Annotated in this window: 22 protein-coding genes; 4 read left to right on the top strand and 18 right to left on the bottom strand. The window is 74.0% G+C overall.

The window, feature by feature from the left end; all coding sequences use genetic code 11:
• The 6 genes from fliG to RM540_RS11410 form a co-directional block, all read right to left on the bottom strand.
• On the bottom strand, positions 1-1,134 hold the full coding sequence (gene fliG, locus RM540_RS11435) for a flagellar motor switch protein FliG (protein WP_311664181.1): 1,134 nt from the start codon (positions 1,132-1,134) through the stop codon (positions 1-3).
• A gap of 137 nt (positions 1,135-1,271) precedes the next feature.
• Positions 1,272-2,885 carry a flagellar basal-body MS-ring/collar protein FliF gene (fliF, locus tag RM540_RS11430; protein WP_311664179.1) on the bottom strand — a complete coding sequence of 538 codons (1,614 nt, stop codon included), beginning with the start codon at positions 2,883-2,885 and terminating at the stop codon, positions 1,272-1,274.
• 126 nt (positions 2,886-3,011) lie between these two features.
• Positions 3,012-3,320: a flagellar hook-basal body complex protein FliE gene (fliE, locus tag RM540_RS11425; protein WP_311664177.1), complete on the bottom strand. Its 309-nt coding sequence runs from the start codon at positions 3,318-3,320 to the stop codon at positions 3,012-3,014.
• 3 nt (positions 3,321-3,323) lie between these two features.
• Entirely contained in the window at positions 3,324-3,593 is a 270-nt protein-coding gene (locus tag RM540_RS11420; protein WP_311664175.1) for a hypothetical protein, read from the bottom strand.
• 13 nt (positions 3,594-3,606) lie between these two features.
• On the bottom strand, positions 3,607-4,107 hold the full coding sequence (gene flgC, locus RM540_RS11415; RefSeq protein ID WP_311664173.1) for a flagellar basal body rod protein FlgC: 501 nt from the start codon (positions 4,105-4,107) through the stop codon (positions 3,607-3,609).
• A gap of 3 nt (positions 4,108-4,110) precedes the next feature.
• On the bottom strand, positions 4,111-4,449 hold the full coding sequence (locus tag RM540_RS11410; RefSeq protein ID WP_311664171.1) for a flagellar basal body rod protein FlgB: 339 nt from the start codon (positions 4,447-4,449) through the stop codon (positions 4,111-4,113).
• 287 nt (positions 4,450-4,736) lie between these two features.
• On the opposite strand from RM540_RS11410, the gene RM540_RS11405 reads away from it, so the two are divergent.
• The gene (locus RM540_RS11405) at positions 4,737-5,483 is read left to right on the top strand and encodes a sensor histidine kinase (protein ID WP_311664169.1); all 747 of its coding nucleotides are present in this window, start codon (positions 4,737-4,739) and stop codon (positions 5,481-5,483) included.
• Positions 5,411-6,862 carry a sigma-54-dependent transcriptional regulator gene (locus tag RM540_RS11400; protein WP_311664167.1) on the top strand — a complete coding sequence of 484 codons (1,452 nt, stop codon included), beginning with the start codon at positions 5,411-5,413 and terminating at the stop codon, positions 6,860-6,862. Before RM540_RS11405 ends, RM540_RS11400 begins: the two co-directional genes overlap by 73 nt.
• A gap of 176 nt (positions 6,863-7,038) precedes the next feature.
• Here the strand turns inward: RM540_RS11400 and RM540_RS11395 are convergent, their stop codons facing one another.
• The 8 genes from RM540_RS11395 to RM540_RS11360 form a co-directional block, all read right to left on the bottom strand.
• Positions 7,039-7,398: a hypothetical protein gene (locus RM540_RS11395; protein ID WP_311664165.1), complete on the bottom strand. Its 360-nt coding sequence runs from the start codon at positions 7,396-7,398 to the stop codon at positions 7,039-7,041.
• A 72-nt stretch (positions 7,399-7,470) separates the two neighbouring features.
• Positions 7,471-7,794, bottom strand: coding sequence for a hypothetical protein (locus RM540_RS11390; protein WP_311664163.1), 324 nt, complete (start codon positions 7,792-7,794; stop codon positions 7,471-7,473).
• A 431-nt stretch (positions 7,795-8,225) separates the two neighbouring features.
• Entirely contained in the window at positions 8,226-9,713 is a 1,488-nt protein-coding gene (gene fliD, locus RM540_RS11385; RefSeq protein ID WP_311664161.1) for a flagellar filament capping protein FliD, read from the bottom strand.
• Between the two features lie 88 nt (positions 9,714-9,801).
• Positions 9,802-10,125 carry a flagellar export chaperone FliS gene (locus RM540_RS11380; protein ID WP_311664159.1) on the bottom strand — a complete coding sequence of 108 codons (324 nt, stop codon included), beginning with the start codon at positions 10,123-10,125 and terminating at the stop codon, positions 9,802-9,804.
• 239 nt (positions 10,126-10,364) lie between these two features.
• Entirely contained in the window at positions 10,365-10,805 is a 441-nt protein-coding gene (locus tag RM540_RS11375; RefSeq protein WP_311664158.1) for a hypothetical protein, read from the bottom strand.
• A gap of 132 nt (positions 10,806-10,937) precedes the next feature.
• Positions 10,938-12,191 carry a protoporphyrinogen/coproporphyrinogen oxidase gene (locus RM540_RS11370; protein ID WP_311664155.1) on the bottom strand — a complete coding sequence of 418 codons (1,254 nt, stop codon included), beginning with the start codon at positions 12,189-12,191 and terminating at the stop codon, positions 10,938-10,940.
• Positions 12,188-12,814, bottom strand: coding sequence for a hypothetical protein (locus RM540_RS11365; RefSeq protein WP_311664153.1), 627 nt, complete (start codon positions 12,812-12,814; stop codon positions 12,188-12,190). Before RM540_RS11365 ends, RM540_RS11370 begins: the two co-directional genes overlap by 4 nt.
• 98 nt (positions 12,815-12,912) lie before the next feature.
• Positions 12,913-14,385 carry a TIGR01777 family oxidoreductase gene (locus tag RM540_RS11360; protein WP_311664151.1) on the bottom strand — a complete coding sequence of 491 codons (1,473 nt, stop codon included), beginning with the start codon at positions 14,383-14,385 and terminating at the stop codon, positions 12,913-12,915.
• Positions 14,386-14,682: 297 nt separating this feature from the next.
• On the opposite strand from RM540_RS11360, the gene RM540_RS11355 reads away from it, so the two are divergent.
• Positions 14,683-14,880, top strand: a complete 198-nt coding sequence (locus tag RM540_RS11355; protein WP_311664149.1) for a hypothetical protein — start codon at positions 14,683-14,685, stop codon at positions 14,878-14,880.
• Entirely contained in the window at positions 14,877-15,131 is a 255-nt protein-coding gene (locus RM540_RS11350) for a type II toxin-antitoxin system RelE family toxin (RefSeq protein ID WP_311664147.1), read from the top strand. Before RM540_RS11355 ends, RM540_RS11350 begins: the two co-directional genes overlap by 4 nt.
• Before the next feature lie 107 nt (positions 15,132-15,238).
• Here RM540_RS11350 and RM540_RS11345 read toward each other — a convergent pair whose 3' ends face one another.
• The 4 genes from RM540_RS11345 to RM540_RS11330 form a co-directional block, all read right to left on the bottom strand.
• Positions 15,239-16,618, bottom strand: coding sequence for an alpha/beta hydrolase family protein (locus RM540_RS11345; RefSeq protein WP_311664145.1), 1,380 nt, complete (start codon positions 16,616-16,618; stop codon positions 15,239-15,241).
• A 173-nt stretch (positions 16,619-16,791) separates the two neighbouring features.
• Complete coding sequence (locus RM540_RS11340) at positions 16,792-16,989, bottom strand: hypothetical protein (protein WP_311664143.1); 198 nt, start codon at positions 16,987-16,989, stop codon at positions 16,792-16,794.
• Positions 16,990-17,039: 50 nt separating this feature from the next.
• Positions 17,040-17,582 (bottom strand): DinB family protein, encoded by a 543-nt coding sequence (locus tag RM540_RS11335; protein WP_311664141.1) that lies wholly within the window; start codon positions 17,580-17,582, stop codon positions 17,040-17,042.
• Positions 17,579-19,135, bottom strand: a complete 1,557-nt coding sequence (locus RM540_RS11330) for an acyl-CoA dehydrogenase family protein (RefSeq protein WP_311664139.1) — start codon at positions 19,133-19,135, stop codon at positions 17,579-17,581. Before RM540_RS11330 ends, RM540_RS11335 begins: the two co-directional genes overlap by 4 nt.
• Between the last annotated feature and the right edge of the window lie 81 nt (positions 19,136-19,216).

The raw sequence follows: 19,216 nt of genomic DNA, 5'->3' as shown, positions 1-19,216 counted from the left end.
CTAGATCGTCTCGACGGGGTTCCGCGTCAGCGTCACCTCGCCGCGCGCTTCGAGTTCGGTGGCCGCCTGGAGGACGCGGGCCTGCGCGTCGTCGACCTGGGAGACGGCGACGGGGCCGAGCAGCTCGATCTCCTCGCGGACCGTCTGCGCCACGCGCTCGGACACGTTCTCGAACACCTTCCGCTGGAGGACGTCGGGCGCCGCCTTGAGCGCGAGCGCGAGGTCCTGCTGCTCGACCTCCATGAGCACCTTCTGGAGCGCCCGGCCGTCGAGGTGGACGAGGTCGTCGAACACGAACATCAGGCCCTTGATGGTCGCCGCCAGCTCGGGGTCCCGCTCGCGGAGCCCCTCCATGATCGACTGCTCGGTCGTCCGGCTGCTCGCGCTGAGGATGTCGGCCACGCGCTCGGCGCCGCCGCGCGAGCCGGTGTCGGCGCCCAGGCCGGCCCCGATGTACTGGCGGATCACGTCCTCGACCTCGCGGAGCACGTTGGGGAGCGGGGCGGCCATGTTCGCGATGCGCACGACCACCTCGCGCTGGACCTCGGCGTCGAGGTGGTTGATGAGGTCCGACGCCTTGCGCGTGTTGAGCTGCGTCAGGATGAGGGCGACGGTCTGGGGGTGCTCGTTCTCGAGGAAGTCGAGGAGCGGCACCAGGTCGACGGTCTGGAGCATGTGGAAGGCCGAGACCTCCATGGCCGCCTCCACCTTCATCATGACGTCCTCGGCCCGCTCGCCGCCCAGCGCGGCCTCGAGCATCTGGCGCGCGAACGCCGCCCCGCCCTGGCTCACGTAGCTCTGGGCGAGCGCGACGTCGTGGTACTCGCCGAGCACGGCCTCGACCTGGTCGCCCGACACGTTCTGGAGCCGGGCGATCTCGACCGACACGGCCTCGACGTCCTCGTCGCTCAGCCGCGAGAGGATGGGCGAGGCGGCCTCGACCCCGAGCGCGACGAGGAGCACGGCCGCCCGCTGCGCCCCGCTCATGGCCTCGAGCACGGCGGCCGTGTCGGCGGACTCCGGCGTGGTGGCGAGCGCCGACGAGACGAAGGCGGCGGAGTCGTCGGCGTCGGCGGGCGCCCCGTGGGCGACCCAGGCCGCGTCGGGGGCCGGAGGGGGCGGGGCGGTGGGCATGGGCGGTGAGTCGGTGGGTCAGTAAATCAGTGAGTCGGTCGATCGGTGGGGGCGGGGTGGTGACTCCGCGGCCCGTGCGTCGGCGGGCGAGGCCCTCCCGGTGGATCCGCCCCGCCCCGCCCACTGACCAGCTGGCGCTAGCCGGAGCGGTCCTCGACGAGCCACGTTCCGATCAGGGCGGCGGCCTCGTCGGGGTTGTCGGTGACGCGCTTCTGGATCTTCTCGTAGAACTGTCGGCGGGCGTTGAGCTGGGCGCGGGCCTCGTCGGAGAGCCGGCTCGTGTACATGTCGGAGAGGACGGCCTCGCCGCCGCTGGCCTCGGCGAGCGCGAGGGCCGGCTCGCCGGCGGCGCCGTCGCCGGCCGCGAGCTGGGGCGTCTCGACCGGGGGCAGCGCCGCCGGCTCGTCGGGGTCGGGCTCGTCGGCGAGCGCGCCGACCCGGGCCGTCGCCGCGCGGAGGAGCCACGCGCCGACGCCGAGCGCCAGCGCCATGAGCCCGTAGCGGAGGTAGAGCCGGAGCCGCTCGTCCTTGCGCTGGGCCGCCCACTCGGCCGCGAACGCGTCGTCGCCCGAGGTGTCGAACCGGGTCTGGTGGACCGTGATGCGGTCGCCCCGCTCCTCGCTGAACCCGACCGCGTTGCGGACGAGGTCGTCGACCTCGGCCAGCTGGGCCGGCGTGTAGGGGACGGGCTCCGAGACGGGCGCGTCCTCGACGTCGGCGCCGGCGGCGCCGGTCGGGGGCGGGAGCGGGCGGTGGTCGAGGATGACCGAGACCGTGAGGAACTGGATCTGCCCCGCCCCCTGCTCGCGCTGCTCGCGCTCACGCGTCATCTCGTAGTTGCGGACGGTCGAGGCCGCCCCGCCCCCCGGCCCCTCCTCGTCCATCCGCTCCTCCGAAAGGATCGTCGAGCTCTCGGGGTCGATCCGCTGGACGTCGGTGACGGTCGTGCTAAAGTCCAGGTTGGCCGCCACACGGACGATCGCACGGCCCGGCCCGAGCACGCGGTCGAGCATGGACTGGCCCTGCTCGGCGAGGTGCTCCTCGACGGCCTGCTGGTGCTGGAGCTGGCTCGACGAGAGCGACCCGTCGGCCGAATCCGAGGGGTTCGAGAGCAGCGTGCCCTGGTCGTCCACGACCGTCACGTTCGACGGGCTGAGCCCCTCGACGGCGCCGCCGACGAGCGCCGCGATTGCGTCGACCTGGTCTCGCCCGGGCGCCCCGGTCCCTAGGTGGAGCACGACCGACGCCGACGCGCTCACCTGGCGGTCGCGGAACGGGTTGCGCTCGGGGAGCACGAGGTGGACGCGGGCGCCGGTGATGCCCTGGACGTTCATGACGGTCCGCGCGAGCTCGCCTTCGAGCGCCCGCTTGTAGGACACCTTCTGCATAAAGTCCGTCATCCCGAGCGTGCCTTCGTCGAACAGCTCGTAGCCGGCGATCCCGTCGGAGACCAGGCCCTCGGCGGCAAACTGGAGCCGGAGCTCGTAGACCTCGTCGCGCGGGACGAACACGGCCGTCCCCCCGTCGCGGAGGTCGTAGGTGACGCCGTCGCCCTGGAGCCGCTCGACGATGGCGGCGGCGTTCTGGGCGTCGAGGCCGCCGAAGAGGAGGGCGTAGTCGGGCCGGCTGGCCCAGTAGCCCACGGCCATCAGGAGGGCCACCCCGCCCGCGACCACGGCGGCGAGCGTCGCCCGCTGGCGCGGGGCCAGGCGGCCGAAAAAGTCGCGGAGCTGGGCGAGGTAGGGGCTCATGGGGTGGGGAGTACTCGTCGTTCGTCACTCGTCATTTGTCACTCGTCCTCCTTGGTCTCGAGTAGCACCACGCTCGGTGAAACCGGAGGGCGAGTGACAAGTGACCAAGAACCAATGACCAAGTCCTTACACCTGCATCCGCATGAGCTCCTGGTAGGTCTCGAGCGACTTGTTGCGGACCTCGGTCATGAGCTGGAAGTGGAGCCGGGCCTCGTTCATGGCGATCGTGACCTCGTGGAGGTTTTCCTGCTCGCCGGCGACGAACGCCTCGATCTGGCCGTCGGCCGTCTTCTGCGAGGCGTCGACCTGGCCGATGGCGTCGCGGAGCGTGTCGGCAAAGCCGCCGCCGGCGCCGGGCGCCGTCCACGACGGGCGCGGGCCGTCGCCGGGGGTGAGCCCTTGGAGCCGCTGGAGTTGGATGGGGGAGACGGTCATGGCTTAGCCGCGGAGGTCGATGTGGCCGCCCAGAGCCTGCGCCGGCTGGGACGAGGCGCGCGGGCCGTAGAGCCGGAGCGCGAGGTCGGGGGCGGCGGGAAACTGCTGGCCGAGGGCCTCGCGCTCGGCGTCCGAGAGCGGGGCGGCGTCCGAGGGCGGGGCGGCCGCCGGGCGAGCGCTGGTCGCCAGGGCGGGGCGGGGCGCCACGGCGGCGGCCTCGGGACGGACGGCGCCGGGGCGCGCGGGCGGGGTGGCGAGGGGGCGGATCGTCATGGGGTGGTGGGGGCTAGAGTTCGAGGGTCCGCTTGAGCATCTCCTTGGCCGCGGTCAGCGTGGAGAGGTTGGCTTCGTAGACGCGGTTTGCCGAAATCATGCCAGCCATCTCGGTCACGACGTTGACGTCGGGGTAGTGGACGTAGCCGTCGGCGTCGGCGTCGGGGTGGGAAGGGTCGTACTCGAGCCGCTCCCAGTCCTGCTCCTCGACCTCAGTCTGGGGGCCGGCGTCGAGCGAGCCCGAGAACCGGCGGGCCGTGAGCCCGGACAGGTGGCGGGCGTCGGAGCGCGTGAGCGGCTGGTCGCTCTGGAGGAGCGCCCGGAACGGGAGACCGGCCGGCCCGCCCCGCGCCCGGTGGACGGCCCGGCGCACGCGGTACGGCGTGCCGTCGGCTGTGCGGCTCGTGGTCGCGTTGGCGATGTTCTCGGTCGCCACGCCCATCGCGACGCGCTGGGCTTCGAGGCCGCGGGCACTCGCGCGGAAGACGGAGAAAAAGCGGGGGCCGATGGGCATGGGTTACTCGGGGCGTCCGGTGACCGACGTGCGCATGAGCGAGAAGTGCTCGCTGAGTGCGCGCGTGGCCAGCTGCGTCCGCATCTGGGTGTCGGCCAGCTCCATCATTTCGTCCTCCAGGAGCGGCGGGCGGTCCTCGGTCTGGGCGCGGACGCGGAGTGCGGAGGCGTCCTGGACGCCGCCCGGCCCGCGGCGGGCGCGCTGGAGGGCGTCCTCGAACGAGACCGAGACGCGCTGGAAGCCCGGCGTGTCCAGGTTCGACACGTTCGTCGCCAGCGCCCGGGTGCGGAGCGCGTAGGCGTTCATGGCCTGGCGGAGGATCTGAAACTTGGGCGTGTCCACAGGAGCAGCGGTGGGGGGGACGGCTCGGGGGGACAAGGGCCGTGCCAGCCTCGCGCCACCCCGCCCGTGCCGCCCGCCCGCCCCGCCCCGGGCGGGGTGGTCCGGGAGCGAAATCAGGCTACACCGGGCGCCTGCCGCCGCTCCGTTTTAGGCCGCCGCCCGCCCCGCCGATGCCTAACGGCGCCCGCGCCCCTCGATGTGAGCCTGTCCGCCCCGCCTGCCGCCGCTCGTCCCGGACCGCCCGGAAAAACGTGCCGCCGCCGGCTCGGAAAAACCCGCCCCGCCCCGTGCCCACCCCGCCCCCGACGCTCGCCCACCTGGGACCGCCCGAGGGCGCCCTCGCCCCGCTCGCGACCGTCCTCGCGCACCGGCTGCGGAGCGTGGTCGCGGCCATTCAGGGGAACGCCGAGTTGCTGGCCGACGCTGTCGACGGCGAGGACCGCGATCTCGCCCTCCACATCCTGGAGGGGACCGCCGCCGTCGAGCGCGTCCTCGCCGACCTCGTGTGCTACGGGCACCGGCCCGTGTCCACGCCGTTCCCCGTGCCCGTGGCCGCGATGGTCGCCGGGCTGCCCGAGGCGCTCGGGCTGCCGGCGCCGGTCCGCCTCGCGCTCGACCTCCCGCCCGACTACCGGCACGCCGCCGACCCCGTGCTTCTGCGCCAGGTCCTGGTTATCCTGCTCCAGAACGCGTCCGAGGCCGCCCCGCCCGGGACCGCCGTCGACCTCCGGGTGGCGTCGCCCGGCGGGGCGCTTACCGTAGAGGTCGGCAACGACGGCGCCGTGGGCGACCCGGATCAGATGTTCGAGCCGTTCCACACGACCAAGACCGACCGCCTCGGGCTCGGGCTCGCCATTGCGCGACGGGCCGCCGAAGTCCAGCGGGGGACCCTGACGGCTACCTCCGAGCGGGGCCGGGTGACGGTCCGGCTCCGGCTCCCCCCCGCGTCCTGCCCCGCCCCATGCCTAGCTCCTCCGTGTCCGACCGCCCCCAGGTCCTCGTCGTCGACGACGAGCGGCTGCTCCACAACGTGATGTCCCGGTTCCTGGGCCGCCACGGGATCGACGTCACGAGCTGCACGAGCGGGCCGGAGGCCCTCGACGTGCTCGCCGAGCAGCCGATCGACCTCGTGCTCTCCGACTTCCAGATGCCGGAGATGGACGGGCTCGAGCTGCTGGCGCAGATCCGCGAGCGCTACCCGGCCCTCCCGGTCATCATCATCACGGGCTACGCCAACGTCCAGCACGCCGTCCGCGCCATGAGCTCGGGGGCCGTCGACTACCTCCCGAAGCCGTTCTCGACCGACGTGCTCCTGGAGCGCGTCCGCCGCCACCTGGCCGCTCCGCCCGCGCCGCCCGCGACCAACGGGAAGGCGAGCAAGGCCGGCGGGCGGGGCGGGGCGGGGCGGAGCCGGGCCGGGCGGGGTGGGGCCGCGTCGGCGCCGGCGTTCGTGGGCGAGCACCCGACCGTCGTCGAGCTCAAGGCGTTCCTGCCGCGGCTCGCCGGCAGCCAGGCGCCCGTCTTCGTCCACGGCGAGAGCGGGACGGGCAAGGAGGTCGTCGCCCGGCTGGTCCACGAGCAGAGCCCGCGCGCGGGCGGCCCGTTCGTCGCGCTCAACTGCGCGAACCTCCCCTCGGAACTGGTCGAGAGCCACCTGTTCGGGCACAAGAAAGGCGCCTTCACCGGGGCCGTCGACGACATGACGGGCGCGTTCGGGCGGGCCGACGGCGGGACGCTCCTGCTCGACGAGGTGACCGAGGTCGCGCTCCCGGTCCAGGCCAAGCTGCTCCGCGTGCTCCAGGAGGGCGAGTTCCAGCGCGTCGGGGCCGAAAAGACCACGCGCGTCGACGTCCGTGTAGTCGCGACGAGCAACCGGGACCTGGGACAGGCCGTGGCCGAGGGGCTCTTCCGCGAGGACCTCTACCACCGGCTCGCCGTGTTCCCGCTCCACGTCCCCCCGCTCCGCGAGCGCCGGAGCGACGTGCCGCTCCTGGCCGACCACTTTGCGACCCAGTACGCGACCCAGTACGGGCTCCCCGAGAAGACGCTCGCGCCGGCGCTCCTCCGCGAGTTCGAGGCCTACCACTGGCCCGGCAACGTCCGCGAGCTGGGCAACATGCTCCACCGCGGCGTCGTGCTCGCGGCCGAGCGGACGACGATCGAGCGCGAGGACGTGCTCAACCCGTTCTTTTCCGACGGCCCCTCGCTCTCCGCGCCCGGCTGGCTCGACGGCGAGGACGCGCCGCAGACGCTGGCCGACATGGAGCGCGTCATGATCCTCCGCGCGCTCGGCGAGCACGACCAGAACCAGGAGCGGGCGGCCGAGCAGCTCGGGATCAGCGCCCGGACGATCCGCAACAAGCTCAAGCGCTACCGCGAGGAGGGCCTGCTCCCCGAGTCCTCGCTGGGCTGACCGCCCCGCCCGCTCGCTCCGAAATGGTCGTCTGGGCGGGGCGGAGGGGTTGGGCGGGGCCGCCCCGCCCGCCGACGGCCGGGTAGATCGGGACCGTGGGCGGTAGAAACCTCTCAGGCAGACTCCTCCCGGAGAGACGAGCCGGTGGGCGGGGTGGAGAGCGTGCCCGCCCCGCCCTACGGGAGGGGCTCGCCGCGGAGGTCGCCGGCGAGGCGGGCCGCCGTGGCGTCGACGACCTCGGGCCGGTCGTAGTGGCCGTCGGCCACGCGCTGCTGGAGCTCGGCGAGGCGCTCGTCGCTCAGGCCGGGGCGGGCGTGGAGCGCGCGGCGCGCGGCGTCGACCTCGGCCTGGTGCGCCGAGGCCTCGGCCTGCTGGGCGCGGGCGGCGTCGGACAGCTCGACGCGGTCGGCGGAGCCGCCCTGGGCCGACGACGGCCCGACGGGCGGGGCGGGGCGGACCCGCTCGGCCTTGTCCGCGGGGCCGGCGGCGGACGCCGCGGCGGGGCGGGAGCCGGGAAAGAGGCGGTGGAGGTTCATGGGGGGGCGGGGTGGGGGCACCCTCCGTTATCGAGGGGCGCGGGCCGGCGCTAAGGGCGGCGCCGGGAAAAACTAGCCCCGCGCCCGGAGCCGGGCGGCGGGCGGGGCGGCGCTGGCGTACCGGCCCGCCGCGCGCTGCGTGCGGCCGGACTGGCGGAGGGCCTCGGCGATCTGGTCGTGGGCGCGGCCGAGCCGGTCGGCGAGCGCCCGGTCCTGCTCCGCGAACCGAGCCGCGAGCGCCGCGTCGGGGGCCGCGCCCGAGCGCGCGAGGCGGTCGACCGCCCCGCCCCGCTCGCGGGCGGCAACGAGGACGGCGTCGAGGTCGTCGGCGTCGAGGGCGGCGAGGAGCCGCGCGCCGGCTTGGAAGGCGGCCTCGGCGGGCGGGGTGGTCGTCATTGTGGGAGTCGTCGTAGAGGTGTGGGTTGAGCACGCCGTCGAGCGGCTTCTGCCGGGCGGGGCGGGAGGAGTCCCCCTCCTGGCCAGGAGGGGACACTGCGCAGCGTCGGCGCAGCCAGGGTGGTTGTCGAATCGAGCGCCCGGCTCCGACTCCGCGTACAAGATCCCCGCCGCCCCCGCGGGGAGGACGGTCGGGACGTTCATCACGCACTTACATCAGGTCTCACCGTGGATGCGCCACCTGAACCGCCCCGCCCCTGGCTGCACTGACGCTGCGCGGTGTCTTTCTCCCAGCGGGAAAGGGACACCGCAGAGCCCGCTCGGGCGGGGTGGAGCATGGCGCGCGAACTCAACGATCTGGTAGTAGGCGTCGGACACGCCGCACGGGACACGCGGCAGGCGAGGGCGGACCCGTCGAGAACCCAACACTGCTAATAGCCGCCCCCGTAGAAGAAGCTGGAGAGCGACTGCTGCTGGCCCTGGAGGAGCGAGAGCGTCTCCTGGAGCTTCGCGTACTGCTGGCGGAGCTGGTCCTCGCGCTGGGACAGCCGGTCGTCCCAGGACGCGATGCGGGCGTCGAGGCGCTTGGTCCGCGCGTCGACCACCCGCTCGCGGGCGTCGACGATGCCGCCCGTGCCGAGGAACGCGTCGAGCCGGTCGCGGAGCCGCGTGCCCAGCCCGCCGTCTTCGGCGGCGAACAGGCGCTGGACGGACGAGGGGTCGCGCTCGACGGCGGCCTGGAGCGCCTGCGTGTCGACGAGCTTGAGCGTCCCGTCGTCCTGGACCTCGATGCCCAGGTCCGAGAGCCGGCCGAGCCCGGGCGGCTGGCCGGCCACGTCGCCGGCGAGGTCGTTCCGCATCCCGAAGCGGAGGCCGCGGACGGCCGAGTCGCCGGCAAAGTCGCCGCGCGTCCCCTTCTCGGGGTTGATGTCCGTCTTGCGAGCGATGAAGGTGAGGGCCGCGTTGTACTTCTCGATAAAGTCCTCGACCTCCTGCTTCGAGGCGTCGCCGTCGGCGCCGACGCGGAAGGCGGTCTCGTCGCCCACGCGGTCGAGCGAGAGCGTGACGCCGCCGAGGGCGTCGTCGACCGTGTTCGCGCTCCGGTAGAGCGTGAGGCCGTCGAGGTCGAACTGCGCGTTGAGCGCCGAGTCCGCGTCGCCCGTTCCGACGGCCGTGACGGCGCCGCCGCCGGTCCCGCTCGCGACCGCCCCGCCCCCGACGTCGAGGAGGGCGAGGAGCCCGTTGTCCGAGTCGGCAAAGCCCAGCCGGTTGGCGAACCCGGTCTCGCCGCTGCGCAGCGAGAGGCGGGCCGTCTCCGAGGTCTCGTTCACGACCGAGGCGCCGGCGCCGTGGCCCCGCTTCTCGAGCGTGCCGTCGGCGACGGCGGCGTCCGTGGCGCCGGCAATCGCCTTCTGGACCTCGGCCAAGACCTCGGCGTCCGTCGCGCCCGTGGGGTCGACGGTCACGGGCAGCGCCACGCGGCGGCCGGCGTCGTCGGCCGTCGGGCTGGCGACCGTGAGCTCGAAGGTCTGCGGGCCGTTAGCGTCGAAAAAGTCCCGGAGCACGGTGCCCCCGGCGTCGAACTGGCGCGAGACGCGGCGGTCGGCCGTGGCCAGCCGGCGGACGGCGATCGTGTGGGATCCCGGCGCGGCCTCGTCCGAGACCTCGACGCCGAACCCGGCGTCGTCGGGCACGCTTGACGATCGGGCGGCAAAGGGGTTCGCGAGCGTGTCGGTCAGCCCCTTGAGGGCCGAGTCGAGGGCCGAGAGCGAGCGGTCGAAGTCGCTCAGGACGCCCTTGAACACCGACTGGTTGCTCCGCTCGACCTTGAGGGCGAGCTGAGGCTGCCGCTCGATGGACACCATCTGCGCGATGAGGGTCTCGTACGGATCGCCGCTGTTGTACGCGCGGATCGGCATGGCGGTGGGGGCGGGGTGGAGCGGGTAGAGCGGAGAGAGCAGGTAGAGCGGAGAGGGCGGGGTGCCCGTCCCGCCCCCCGCCTCCGCTCTAGGCGGCGGCGCGCGGGGCGAGCACGCCCTCGGCCCACGCCTCGCGGAGCCCGCCGAGCAGGTCGCCGACGGCGGCGAGGTCGCCGTCGATGCTCTCGCGCAGGCAGAACTCGTAGAGCGCGTGGAGTTGGTCGGCCACCTCGCCGCCGGCCTCGAAGTCGAGCGAGCCCACGAGCTCGACGAGCACGGCGCGCACCTTCGAACGGTCGTCGCGGTAGCACGCGGAGACGCCGAGGTCGTAGAGCTTGGAGACGAGTTGGTCGGGCGTCGCCGTGACGACGGACTGGCGCTCGTACTGGCGCATGCGGAGGGACGGGTGCATGGGGCTCTGCGGTGGGGACAGGGGCGGGGTGGGGCCTCTCGGTGGGCCGCCACGCTCTTGTTATCGGGCCGCCCGCAGTCGCTTAAGCGGCCGGGCCAAAAAAATCAGGACGGCAGGGTGAGATGGTGTGGTCTCGGCGCGCTTCCGCCCCCGTCGGGCTCGCGCTCCACGGTCGGCTGACGGACGTCGCGGCGGGTCTCGGCGCGCAGAGTCCGCGCAGCCGCACCCAGACCGTCGATCTAGAGGTCGGGGAGGAGCCTCGCGGTCAGCCACAGCACGAGCCCGCCCCGCGCCGTCCACGCCAGCGTCCGCACCCAGTTGGTGGCCACGAGTCGAGCGTGAGCCGCCGGGTCGAACGCGCCGCCGAGCGCGGCGTGCAGCGGCACCTGCACGAACGCCGTCGACGCCCAGATCACGCCGACGAGCGCCGCGCCGGCGACGACGGCCCACGCCGGCAGCGCCGCCGGCCGCGCGACGACGAGCCAGACCGCCGTCGCCAGCTCGATGAGCATAGCTGGCCCCACGACGCGTGTGATCCGCGCCTGGTGCTCCGCCTCGTACGCCGCCCACCCCGCCCCGCCCACGCCCGCGAACAACGGGTAGTGGACGACTTGGACCGTCCAGATCACGCCGACCATCACGAGCGTCGAGAGGACGTTGAGGAGGAAAACGAGCTTCAAAGGAGAAGAGGGAGAAGGGAGAAGGGAGAAGGGAGAAGGGAGAAGGGAGAAGGGGGCGGGGTGGCGCCCGATTTGTTCCACCCCGCTCAGGCGGCCGAGGAGGGCGGGGCGGTCGATCTTGCTCTACCTGCTCTACCCGTTCCGCCCCGCCCCCACGTCCTGCGCGACCGCCTCCGCCGCGTGGCGGCCGGCGACGAGCGCTCCATTGATCGAGCCGTTCCGGCGCCAGTCGCCCGTCACGTAGAGGCCGTCGGAGACGCGGGCGGGGCGCTCGGGCGGGGCGAGCGAGCGCAGCCGCGGGAGCGCGTGCGGCACGGCCGTGACCGCCAGGAGCCGCCAGGCGTCGACCTCGTCGCCGAACCAGCCGCGGAGCTGGGCGCGGGCGGCCGCGTCGGGGGCGGCGCGGGCCGCCGGGGCCTCGCCCAAGATGCTGGCCGTGACGAGCGCCTGCCCGCCCGGCGCGTACGTCGGCGCGACGGCGCTCATGACCTGGACGTTGTTGACCGGCCCGGCGCCCTCGCCGTCCAGCATCAGCACGGCCTCGTCGCGGGGCGGGGCGGGGGCCGCCCACGCGAGCTGGAGCGTCCCCTTCCAGCCAGGCTCGCTGAGGCCGGGCACGAGCGCGGCCGCCGCCGAGGCGTCCGTCGCCACGACGACGGCGCGGCACGCGAGCGCCTCCCCGCCCTCGGTCTCCACGGCCCCCTCGCGGACGGCGGCGACGGGCGTGTCCAGGCGGACCGTGCCGGCGGGGAGCCCAGCCGCCAGCTGCTCCGGGATCGCCTGCATGCCGGCGGCCGGGACGGCCGCAGCGCCCGTCGAGAACATGCGGAAGTAGAACTCGAACGACCGGCTGGACTCGGCGAGCGAGCGGTCGAGGAAGACGCCGCCCAGGAACGGACGGAAAAAGCGGTCGACCATGCGCTCCGAGAACCCGTAGCGGTCTCGGAGCGCGCGCTCGGTCGTCATCTCCGGCCGCCGCCAAAGGGCGTCCACCCCGCCCCGCGTGACGGACTGCCGGAGGCGGAGCACGCGGAGCTTGTCGGCAGGCGAACCGACGTCGGCCAGCAGCGTGGGGACGGCCTGGAGCGGGCGCCGCAGCGGGTCGCCCACGCGCTCGAAGGCGCCGCGCCGCCAGACGAGCGCGCCGGGCTCGAACGGCCGGAGGTCGAGCGCGTCGTGGTCGAGCACGCGCTGCGCCTCAGGGTAGGCCGTCAGGTAGACCTGGAACCCGCGGTCGATCTGGAACCCGTCGACGCGGTCCGTCCGCACGCGCCCGCCGACGGCGTCGGCGGCGTCCAGGACCACGCACTCGACGCCCTGCCGGACCAACTCGCGGGCGCACGCGAGGCCGGCGAGCCCGGCCCCGACGATCACGACGTCGGTCATCGCGTCGTCGTCTCGTAGAACACCGGCTCGTCCTCGCCCGGCGGGTGGACGCGGAGCGTGAGCGGCGTCGTGCTGAGCGCAGCCGGATCGGGCACGAACGCGCCCGCGGCCAGCATGGGCTCGACGAGCGCCGTCTCGACGCAGAGCGTCCCGAACGCGCGCTCGACCCGGTACTGCCCGGCGACGTCGTACGGGATTGCCGCCCCGCCCCGGTCCGGGTTCTCGCGGCGGACGACCTCGTACTCGCCGCGGTACCGCCCCGCCCCGTCGGGCACGACGGTCAGCGTGATCACGTGGTCTTCGGGGACGTACGGGTCCTGGGGGAGCGGGACGTAGACGAGCCGGAGCGTCTCGCCGAGCTGCTCCAGGTCGAGGGCCGAGAGCGGCGTCGTGCGGAGCCCGGTCCGCTCGGCGGAGCGGCTGCCCAAGAGGTCGAAGGCGGTCGCCGGAAACACGCCGTCCGCTTCGTGGAGGAGCGCGGCGGTAGCCGTCATCCGCGTCAGGTGGTCGAAGTCGTCGCGGAGCAGCGCGGCAGTCTCGGCGAGGGCGGGGTCGCCGTCGGACGTCTGCGCGTGCGCGAGCGGGGCGGCCAAAAGGGCGGCCAGCAGGAGGAGGCGGGTCATGGCGGGGTGGGACGAGGTACGCGGTACAGGGTACGAGGTACGGGGGCGGCGACGTGGGCTCCGGGTCGTGCCCGGTACCGCGTGCTCCGTACCCGCATCTAGGCCAATTCGGGCGGGGCGGCGGGCTCCTCCGGCGGCGGCGCGTGGCCGAGCTCGTGGCCGAGGGCGCTGGCGAGCGCCGGGTACGCGAACCGGAAGCCCGACGCGAGCAGGCGCTCGGGGAGCATACGGGCGCTCTTGAGCGCGAGTTCTTCGGCGGCCTCCCCGCCCAGCGCGCGGACGAGCCGGCTGGGCGCGCGGAGCACGACGGGGCGGCGGACGGTCGCCCCGAGCGTCTTCATAAACGCCCGCGCCTGCGCCGGCTCCGGCGCCGACAGGTTGACCGCCCCGGCGGTTTCTCCCGGAGCGTCGGGGCGGAGGAGCCAGGCGAGGGCGTAGACCACGTCGTCCAGAGCAATCCAGGGCCAGTAGGCCGTCCCGTCGCCGGGCCACCCGCCCAGGCCGGCGAGCGTGGCGGGGAGGAGCGGGCCGAGCAGCCCGCCGGCCGGCGACAGCACGAGCCCGACGCGGGCGTGCGTCACGCGGATGCCGGCAGCCTCGGCCTCGGCCGTCGACGCCTCCCACGCGCGGCACACGTCGGCCAAAAACCCGCTGCCCAGGTCGGAGGCTTCTGTGAGCGGCTCGGCGCCGCGGTCGCCGTAGATCCCGCTCGCGCTCGCGGAGACGAGCACGCGGGGCGGGGTGGGGAGCGCGGCGAGCGCGCGGCTCAGGAGCTGCGTGCCCTTCGTTCGGCTCTCCCAGATCGCCCGCTTTTTCTCGGTCGTGTAGGCGAGCCCGAAGACCGGCTCGCCGGCCAAGTGCACGAAGGCGTCCGGCGCCGCCTCGGCGAGCGCGGCCTGGTCGACCTCGCCGTCCGCGACGTTCCAGTAAACCGCCTTCTGCTGCGGCCCCCGGTCGCGCGCGGCCTCGGCCCGGTCGCGCACGAGGCGGACGACCGTGTGGCCGCCGCCGGTGAGGAAGGCGGCGAGGGCGGACCCAATCAACCCCGATGAACCCGTTATTGCAACTGTCATCGGCTCCACCCCGCCCTCAACGGCCTGTGCGTGGCGCGTCACGTCCTCACGCGTGACGCGGTGGCGGTAGGCGAACATCCGCTCGATCTGGCCGCGCGCCACCCACCCCGCCATGGCCGACGAGAGCGGGGCGAGCGGGAGCGTGTACGCCACGTCGTCTTCGAGGAGCGAGGCGTCCGGCCCCTGCTCGATCATCCAGTGCGTGTGGCGCCACGCGGCGAACGGGCCGCTCGTCTGGATGTCGGTAAACTGGCACGCGCCGTCGCCGCGGCGGCAGGCGTCGGAGTAGGCCCGGTGCTCGGCGGTCCACCGGATCGACGCCGACCCGTAGCCGAGGCGGATCACGGCCCGGTCGCCCGGCCGGATGCCGTCGGCGTGCTCCAGCGCGACGGGCTGCCAGGGCGGGGTGAGCCGCTCGAACGCGCCCGGCCGCTCGTGCCAGTCGAACAGGAGCGACGCGGGGGCGGGGACGCGGAGGCGGGCGACGAACTCGGGCATGGGGCGCGAACCGCCCGGCGGGCGTCGCGGGTTCCTCCCCGCCCACGGGAAGAAAAGAGAGGCGCCGCCGCCCCGCCCGACCGCCCCGCCCACGGTAGAACCGCAGGGCCGAGGGCGGGGTGGAGAAGGCGCGGGCGGGGCGGGCAGCAGCCTGCTGAGGCGGCGGTCGCTGCGCTCTGGGTACGGGCGGCGCGGGCTGTTTCTACCGCCATCTGCCTACCTTCTGGGCTTACCGCCTTGATAACACGGCAACCGTGTGAGACGTTGGTTCTCCAGGTTCCCACTCCAGAGTCCACCATGAGCGTCCAGGAACTCGAAGCCGCCGTTTCGCAACTCGACCCCGAGGAGTTGGCGCGCTTCGCCAAATGGTTCGAGGAGTACCAGGCCGACGAGTGGGACCGTCAGTTCGAGGCGGATGTCGCAGCGGGACGCCTCGAAGCGCTCGGCCGCCAAGCTGACGAAGACTTCGAGGCCGGTCGAGCGACGGCTCTTTGAAGCATTTCGCCACGCCGTCCTTCTGGTCAGCCTACCGGGCGCTCTCCGACGAGGTGCGGAGCGTGGCCGACAAGAACTTCGCGCTGCTCAACGCGAACCCGCGTCACCCTTCGCTGCGGTTGAAGAAGGTCGGTGCCTTTTGGTCGGTGCGCGTCGGTCGGGGGCACCGCGCTGTTGCCCGCCACCGAGCCGAAGGGTTGGTTTGGTTCTGGATCGGCCCTCACGACCAGTACGACCGCTTGATCGGATAGCGCGGGTGCCGCGGCCGAAGAGCCCGCCACGGGTTACCGGGCGGAGCCAAGGAGCCGGCGGCGATTCCGCCTGAGCAGGGCGGAGACGGGGCCTCGGGCGGGGCGGCCTACGGCGTCCGCGCCGTGATCCAATCCGCGACCGCCTCCATCACGGCCGGCGCGTATGACGTGTCGATCTGGCCGTACTCCGCCGGGTCGCCCGCCTCGGTCGGCTGGAACAGGTGGTTGAGGCCGTCGAAGACCACGACGTCGGAGCCCGCGGGCGCGTCCGCGAGCGCGGCGCGCATGGCCGGCACGTTGTCGTCGGCGCGGACCTGTCGGTCGAGCCCACCGAACACGGCGAGGGCGGGCACGCGGAGCGCCCGGAGCGCCGGCGCTGGGTCGTAGGCGATGAAGTACCGCTCCCACGGGCCAGCGAGCCCCGCCGCCAGCGGGTCGGCCGGGGCAGCATCGAGGCCCAGCGCCTCGCGGTCCGCCGGGCCGAGCCCCGCCGTCTCGTCGCGGAACGCGGCCGCCGCGCGCTCGGCGGCGTCGGCCGGACTGCCCGTCGAGACCTCGTCGAGCAGCCGGTCCAGGGCCGCGCCGTACGCCGCTCGGCCGGCGTCGGAAACCTCCGCCCCGCCCAGGCCGCGCGAGAGCTGGTACCGCAGGACGTCGCGCCCGGGCACGGCCGGACCCGCGAGAAGGACCACGGAGTCGACGGCGTCCAGGGCGTTCGCGACGAGCGGGGCGACGAGGCCGCCCTCGGAGTGCCCCACGACGCCCACGCTCGACACCTCGGACCGCCCCGCCAGAGCGTCCGCCGCGGCCTGCGCGTCGAGCGCGAAGTCGGCCGTCGTCGCCGCGCCGAAGTCGCCCGTCGAGGCGCCCACGCCGCGTTCGTCGTAGCGGAGGACGGCGATCCCGCGCCGGGCGAGGTGGTCGGCCAGGACAACGAACAGGCGGTGCCCCAGCACGTCCGCGTCCCGGTCCTGCGGCCCCGAGCCCGACACGAGGACGACGCCCGGGAACGGCCCCGGGCCGTCCGGTACCGTGAGCGTCCCCGCCAGCGTCACGCCATCGACGGACGCGACCGACACCTCCTCGTCGCGGTACGGGAACGGCGGCTGCGGCGTGTCGGCCCGCTCGGGCGGGGCGGCCGCCCCGCCCTCGGCGCGCGTGAGCCGAAGCGGGAGGCTCGCCCCGCCCTGGCTCCACGTGCCCGCGACCGCCCCGCCCACGAGCGTGCCTTGGTACCGGCCGCCGACGAGCGGGACCGTGATCGTGAGCGTGTCGCCGCGGAACGTGGTCTCGCCCGTCGGCACGCCGAGGGCGCCCTGGGCTGGCACGTCGAACGTGGACGAGAGGCCGCCGTCCGCGTCGGCGACGTGGAACGTGACCGTCAGCCCGGCCCCTTCGATCTCGCCCGTCCAGTCCCCGACGACGGGCGACTGGGCGGCGGCGGACGCGGCGACGAGGGCGACCAGCGGGAGCAGCAAGCGGAGCATCGGGGCGGGGCGGGTGAGGAGAGTCCCCCGAGCGGAGCCACCCCGCCCGAGGCGCCAGAGCTAGAGCACCCTTCGGGTGGGTACGGGGTTACTGGGTACGAGGTACGGCTCGATCTGGCCTCGGCGCTCGTGTACCTCGTACCGAGTACCTCTGTATCTACCTGCACGTTGCTCTAGCCGGACCTCCGGGCGGGGCGGGCAAACAGCCACGCCAGCAGCCCGAACGGCCACGAGACCAGGCCGACCCCGAGCGCCACGAGCGGGCCACTTTTGCCCCGCTGCTCGGCGTCGTGGTAGGCCCACGGGACGCTCGCGAGGTAGGCCGCCCCCGTCGACAGGATCAGAAGTCGCTTCAAGGCGTCGGCGCTCATGGCGTGCAGGGGCAGCGGGACCCGCCCCTACGGCGTCCCGCCCCGTCGGGTTACGCCGCCCCGCCCGCGGCGTACCGCTCGCGCAAGATCTGGACGTGGTGCCGCTCGTGTCCCGCGATCACGTAGGCGGCCCCGCGCGCGCTCATCGGCCCGCCCGACACCGTGCCGACAACGTCGAGGGCGGGGTGGGGGATCGATCTGAGCAGGTCGACGGTCGTTGCGCGGAGGCGTTCGAGCTCGCCCGCGAGGTCGGCCAGCGACCGGCGCTCGGGGCCGAGCGCCGCGACGTACGCGTCCTGGTCGTAGCCCGGCAGCGGCGCCGGGTCGCCCCGCCCGAGGCGGAGGGCGCGGGCGCCAAAGATCCGCTCGGTGTCGATCACGTGGGCGACCACCTGGGCCGCGGTCCACTTGTCCGGCGCGTAGGCCCAGCTGGCGAGGGCGGGGCGGAGCGACCGGAGCCACGCCGCCGTCTCGGCGCCCTGCGCCGCCAGCGTCTCCAGCAGGTCCCCGTCGGGGACGAGCGCGACGTAGCGCCGGTAGAACGGGGCGAGCTCGGCGTCCGCGGGCCGCCCCGCCCAGGCCGCCCCGCTCACGAGGTGGCGGGGCGGACGCGGTGGAGCCAGTCGGCCGTCGACGGCTCCTCAACGAGCGCCGTCAGGCCGCCCCGCCGGTACGTTTCGAGGAGGCCCCGGATCTCGGCCCGCGTCTCGTCGAGCATGTTGTGGACGAGCTCGGCCGAGTAGCCGCGCTCGCCGAGCTCGATCGTCATCTCCATGGTCACGAGCCGGCTGATGGCGCGGCCCAGCTCGACGAGCTTCCGCTGCGGCATCGCCCAGTCGACGTCGAACGACAGCGCGTCGCCCAGCGTCTCAGCGGCCCGCGCCGTGAGCGGCTCGGTGCGGAGGTAGGCGCCCAGGTTGGCCTGCTTGAGCCGGCGCATCGCCTTCACGACCGACTCCGTGACCTGCTGGTAGAGGATGTCGTTGGAGCCCTCGAAGATCTGGTACGGCCGCGAGTCCACGATGGACCGCCCCGCCAAGTGGTCCTCGCGGTAGCCCTGGGCGCCGGCGAGCTGGAGGAACGACTGGGCCGCTTCCTGCATCCAGTCCGTCACGACCGTCTTGAAGGCGTTCGCGCGGAGGCTCTCGGAAAACAGATTGCGCTCGACGCCGGCCACCTCGGACGTCGAGAGGCACATGGCGGCCGTCCCCGTCACGAACGACTGGAGCCGGGCCAGCCGTCCCTTGACCTGGTCGTAGTCGACGAGCGACCGGCCGCCGACGAACCGCTCGCGGCAGTGGTCGAGGGCCTCGTCGTAGAGCCGCCGGAGGTAACCCATGCCCATGCCGGGGATCTGGAGCCGGCTCCGGTGCAGGATGTCGAGCATCATCTTGACGCCGGTCGTCTCGGGCTCGAGCCGCGAGGACGCGGGGAGGTCCACGTTGACCCGGTTGAGGCCGTACGGGATCATCTTGAGCCCGACGTTCGGGTACACCTCCTCGACCTCGACGTGCTGGCGCGGGCACGTGCTGTCGGCAATGAAGAAGTCGACGTCGCGGCGGAGCTCGCCCGACGACGTCCGGCCGCGGGCCGTGAGGAGCCAGTAGTCGGCCCAGCCCGTCAGCCCGGCCCAGTGCTTGGTGCCCTCGACGTGGTAGGTCCCGCTCTCGTCCTGCGTCCACGACGTCTCCATGCGGAGCGCCTCGGACCCGTAGTCGGGCTCGGTGATCATGAGCCCGCCCATCCGCCGGCCCTGGACGTAGGCCGGGAGCACGCGACGTTTGGCCTCCTCGGACCCGTACTTCGCGACGGGCTGGAGGAACAGGCCGCCGTTGATCCCGACGACGAGCGAGAGCGCGAGCGAGTGGTAGCTCGTCTCTTCGAGCACCGTCATGCTGTGGGCGATCGAGCCGCCCCGCCCGCCGTACGCCTCGGGCACGTAGACCGAGAGCGGGTCGACGTCGCGGAACCGCTGGACGACGAACGGGGGCAGCCCGCGCTGGAGGTTCATGCGGCCGGCGTCGACGCGGACCTCGAACAGGTGGTCGAGCCGCTCGCGGTACGCCGCGAGAAAGTCGGTGAACGACTCGCGGACACGGCCGAGGGCGCCGGGGGCCACGTCGGCTCCGTCTCCGGAGGAGTCCATCGGGGGCGCGAGGGGCGGCACGGGCAAGTCGCTCATAGCGGAGGTGTGGAGGAGCGGAAGATAGCGGGGGAGGAACGGGGA

Origin of the sequence: Rubrivirga litoralis, assembly GCF_031846415.1 — a bacterium.
Taxonomy (GTDB): domain Bacteria; phylum Bacteroidota; class Rhodothermia; order Rhodothermales; family Rubricoccaceae; genus Rubrivirga; species Rubrivirga litoralis.
Note: the sequence above shows the minus strand (reverse complement) of the source record. Positions and strands in the feature narration are given on the sequence as shown.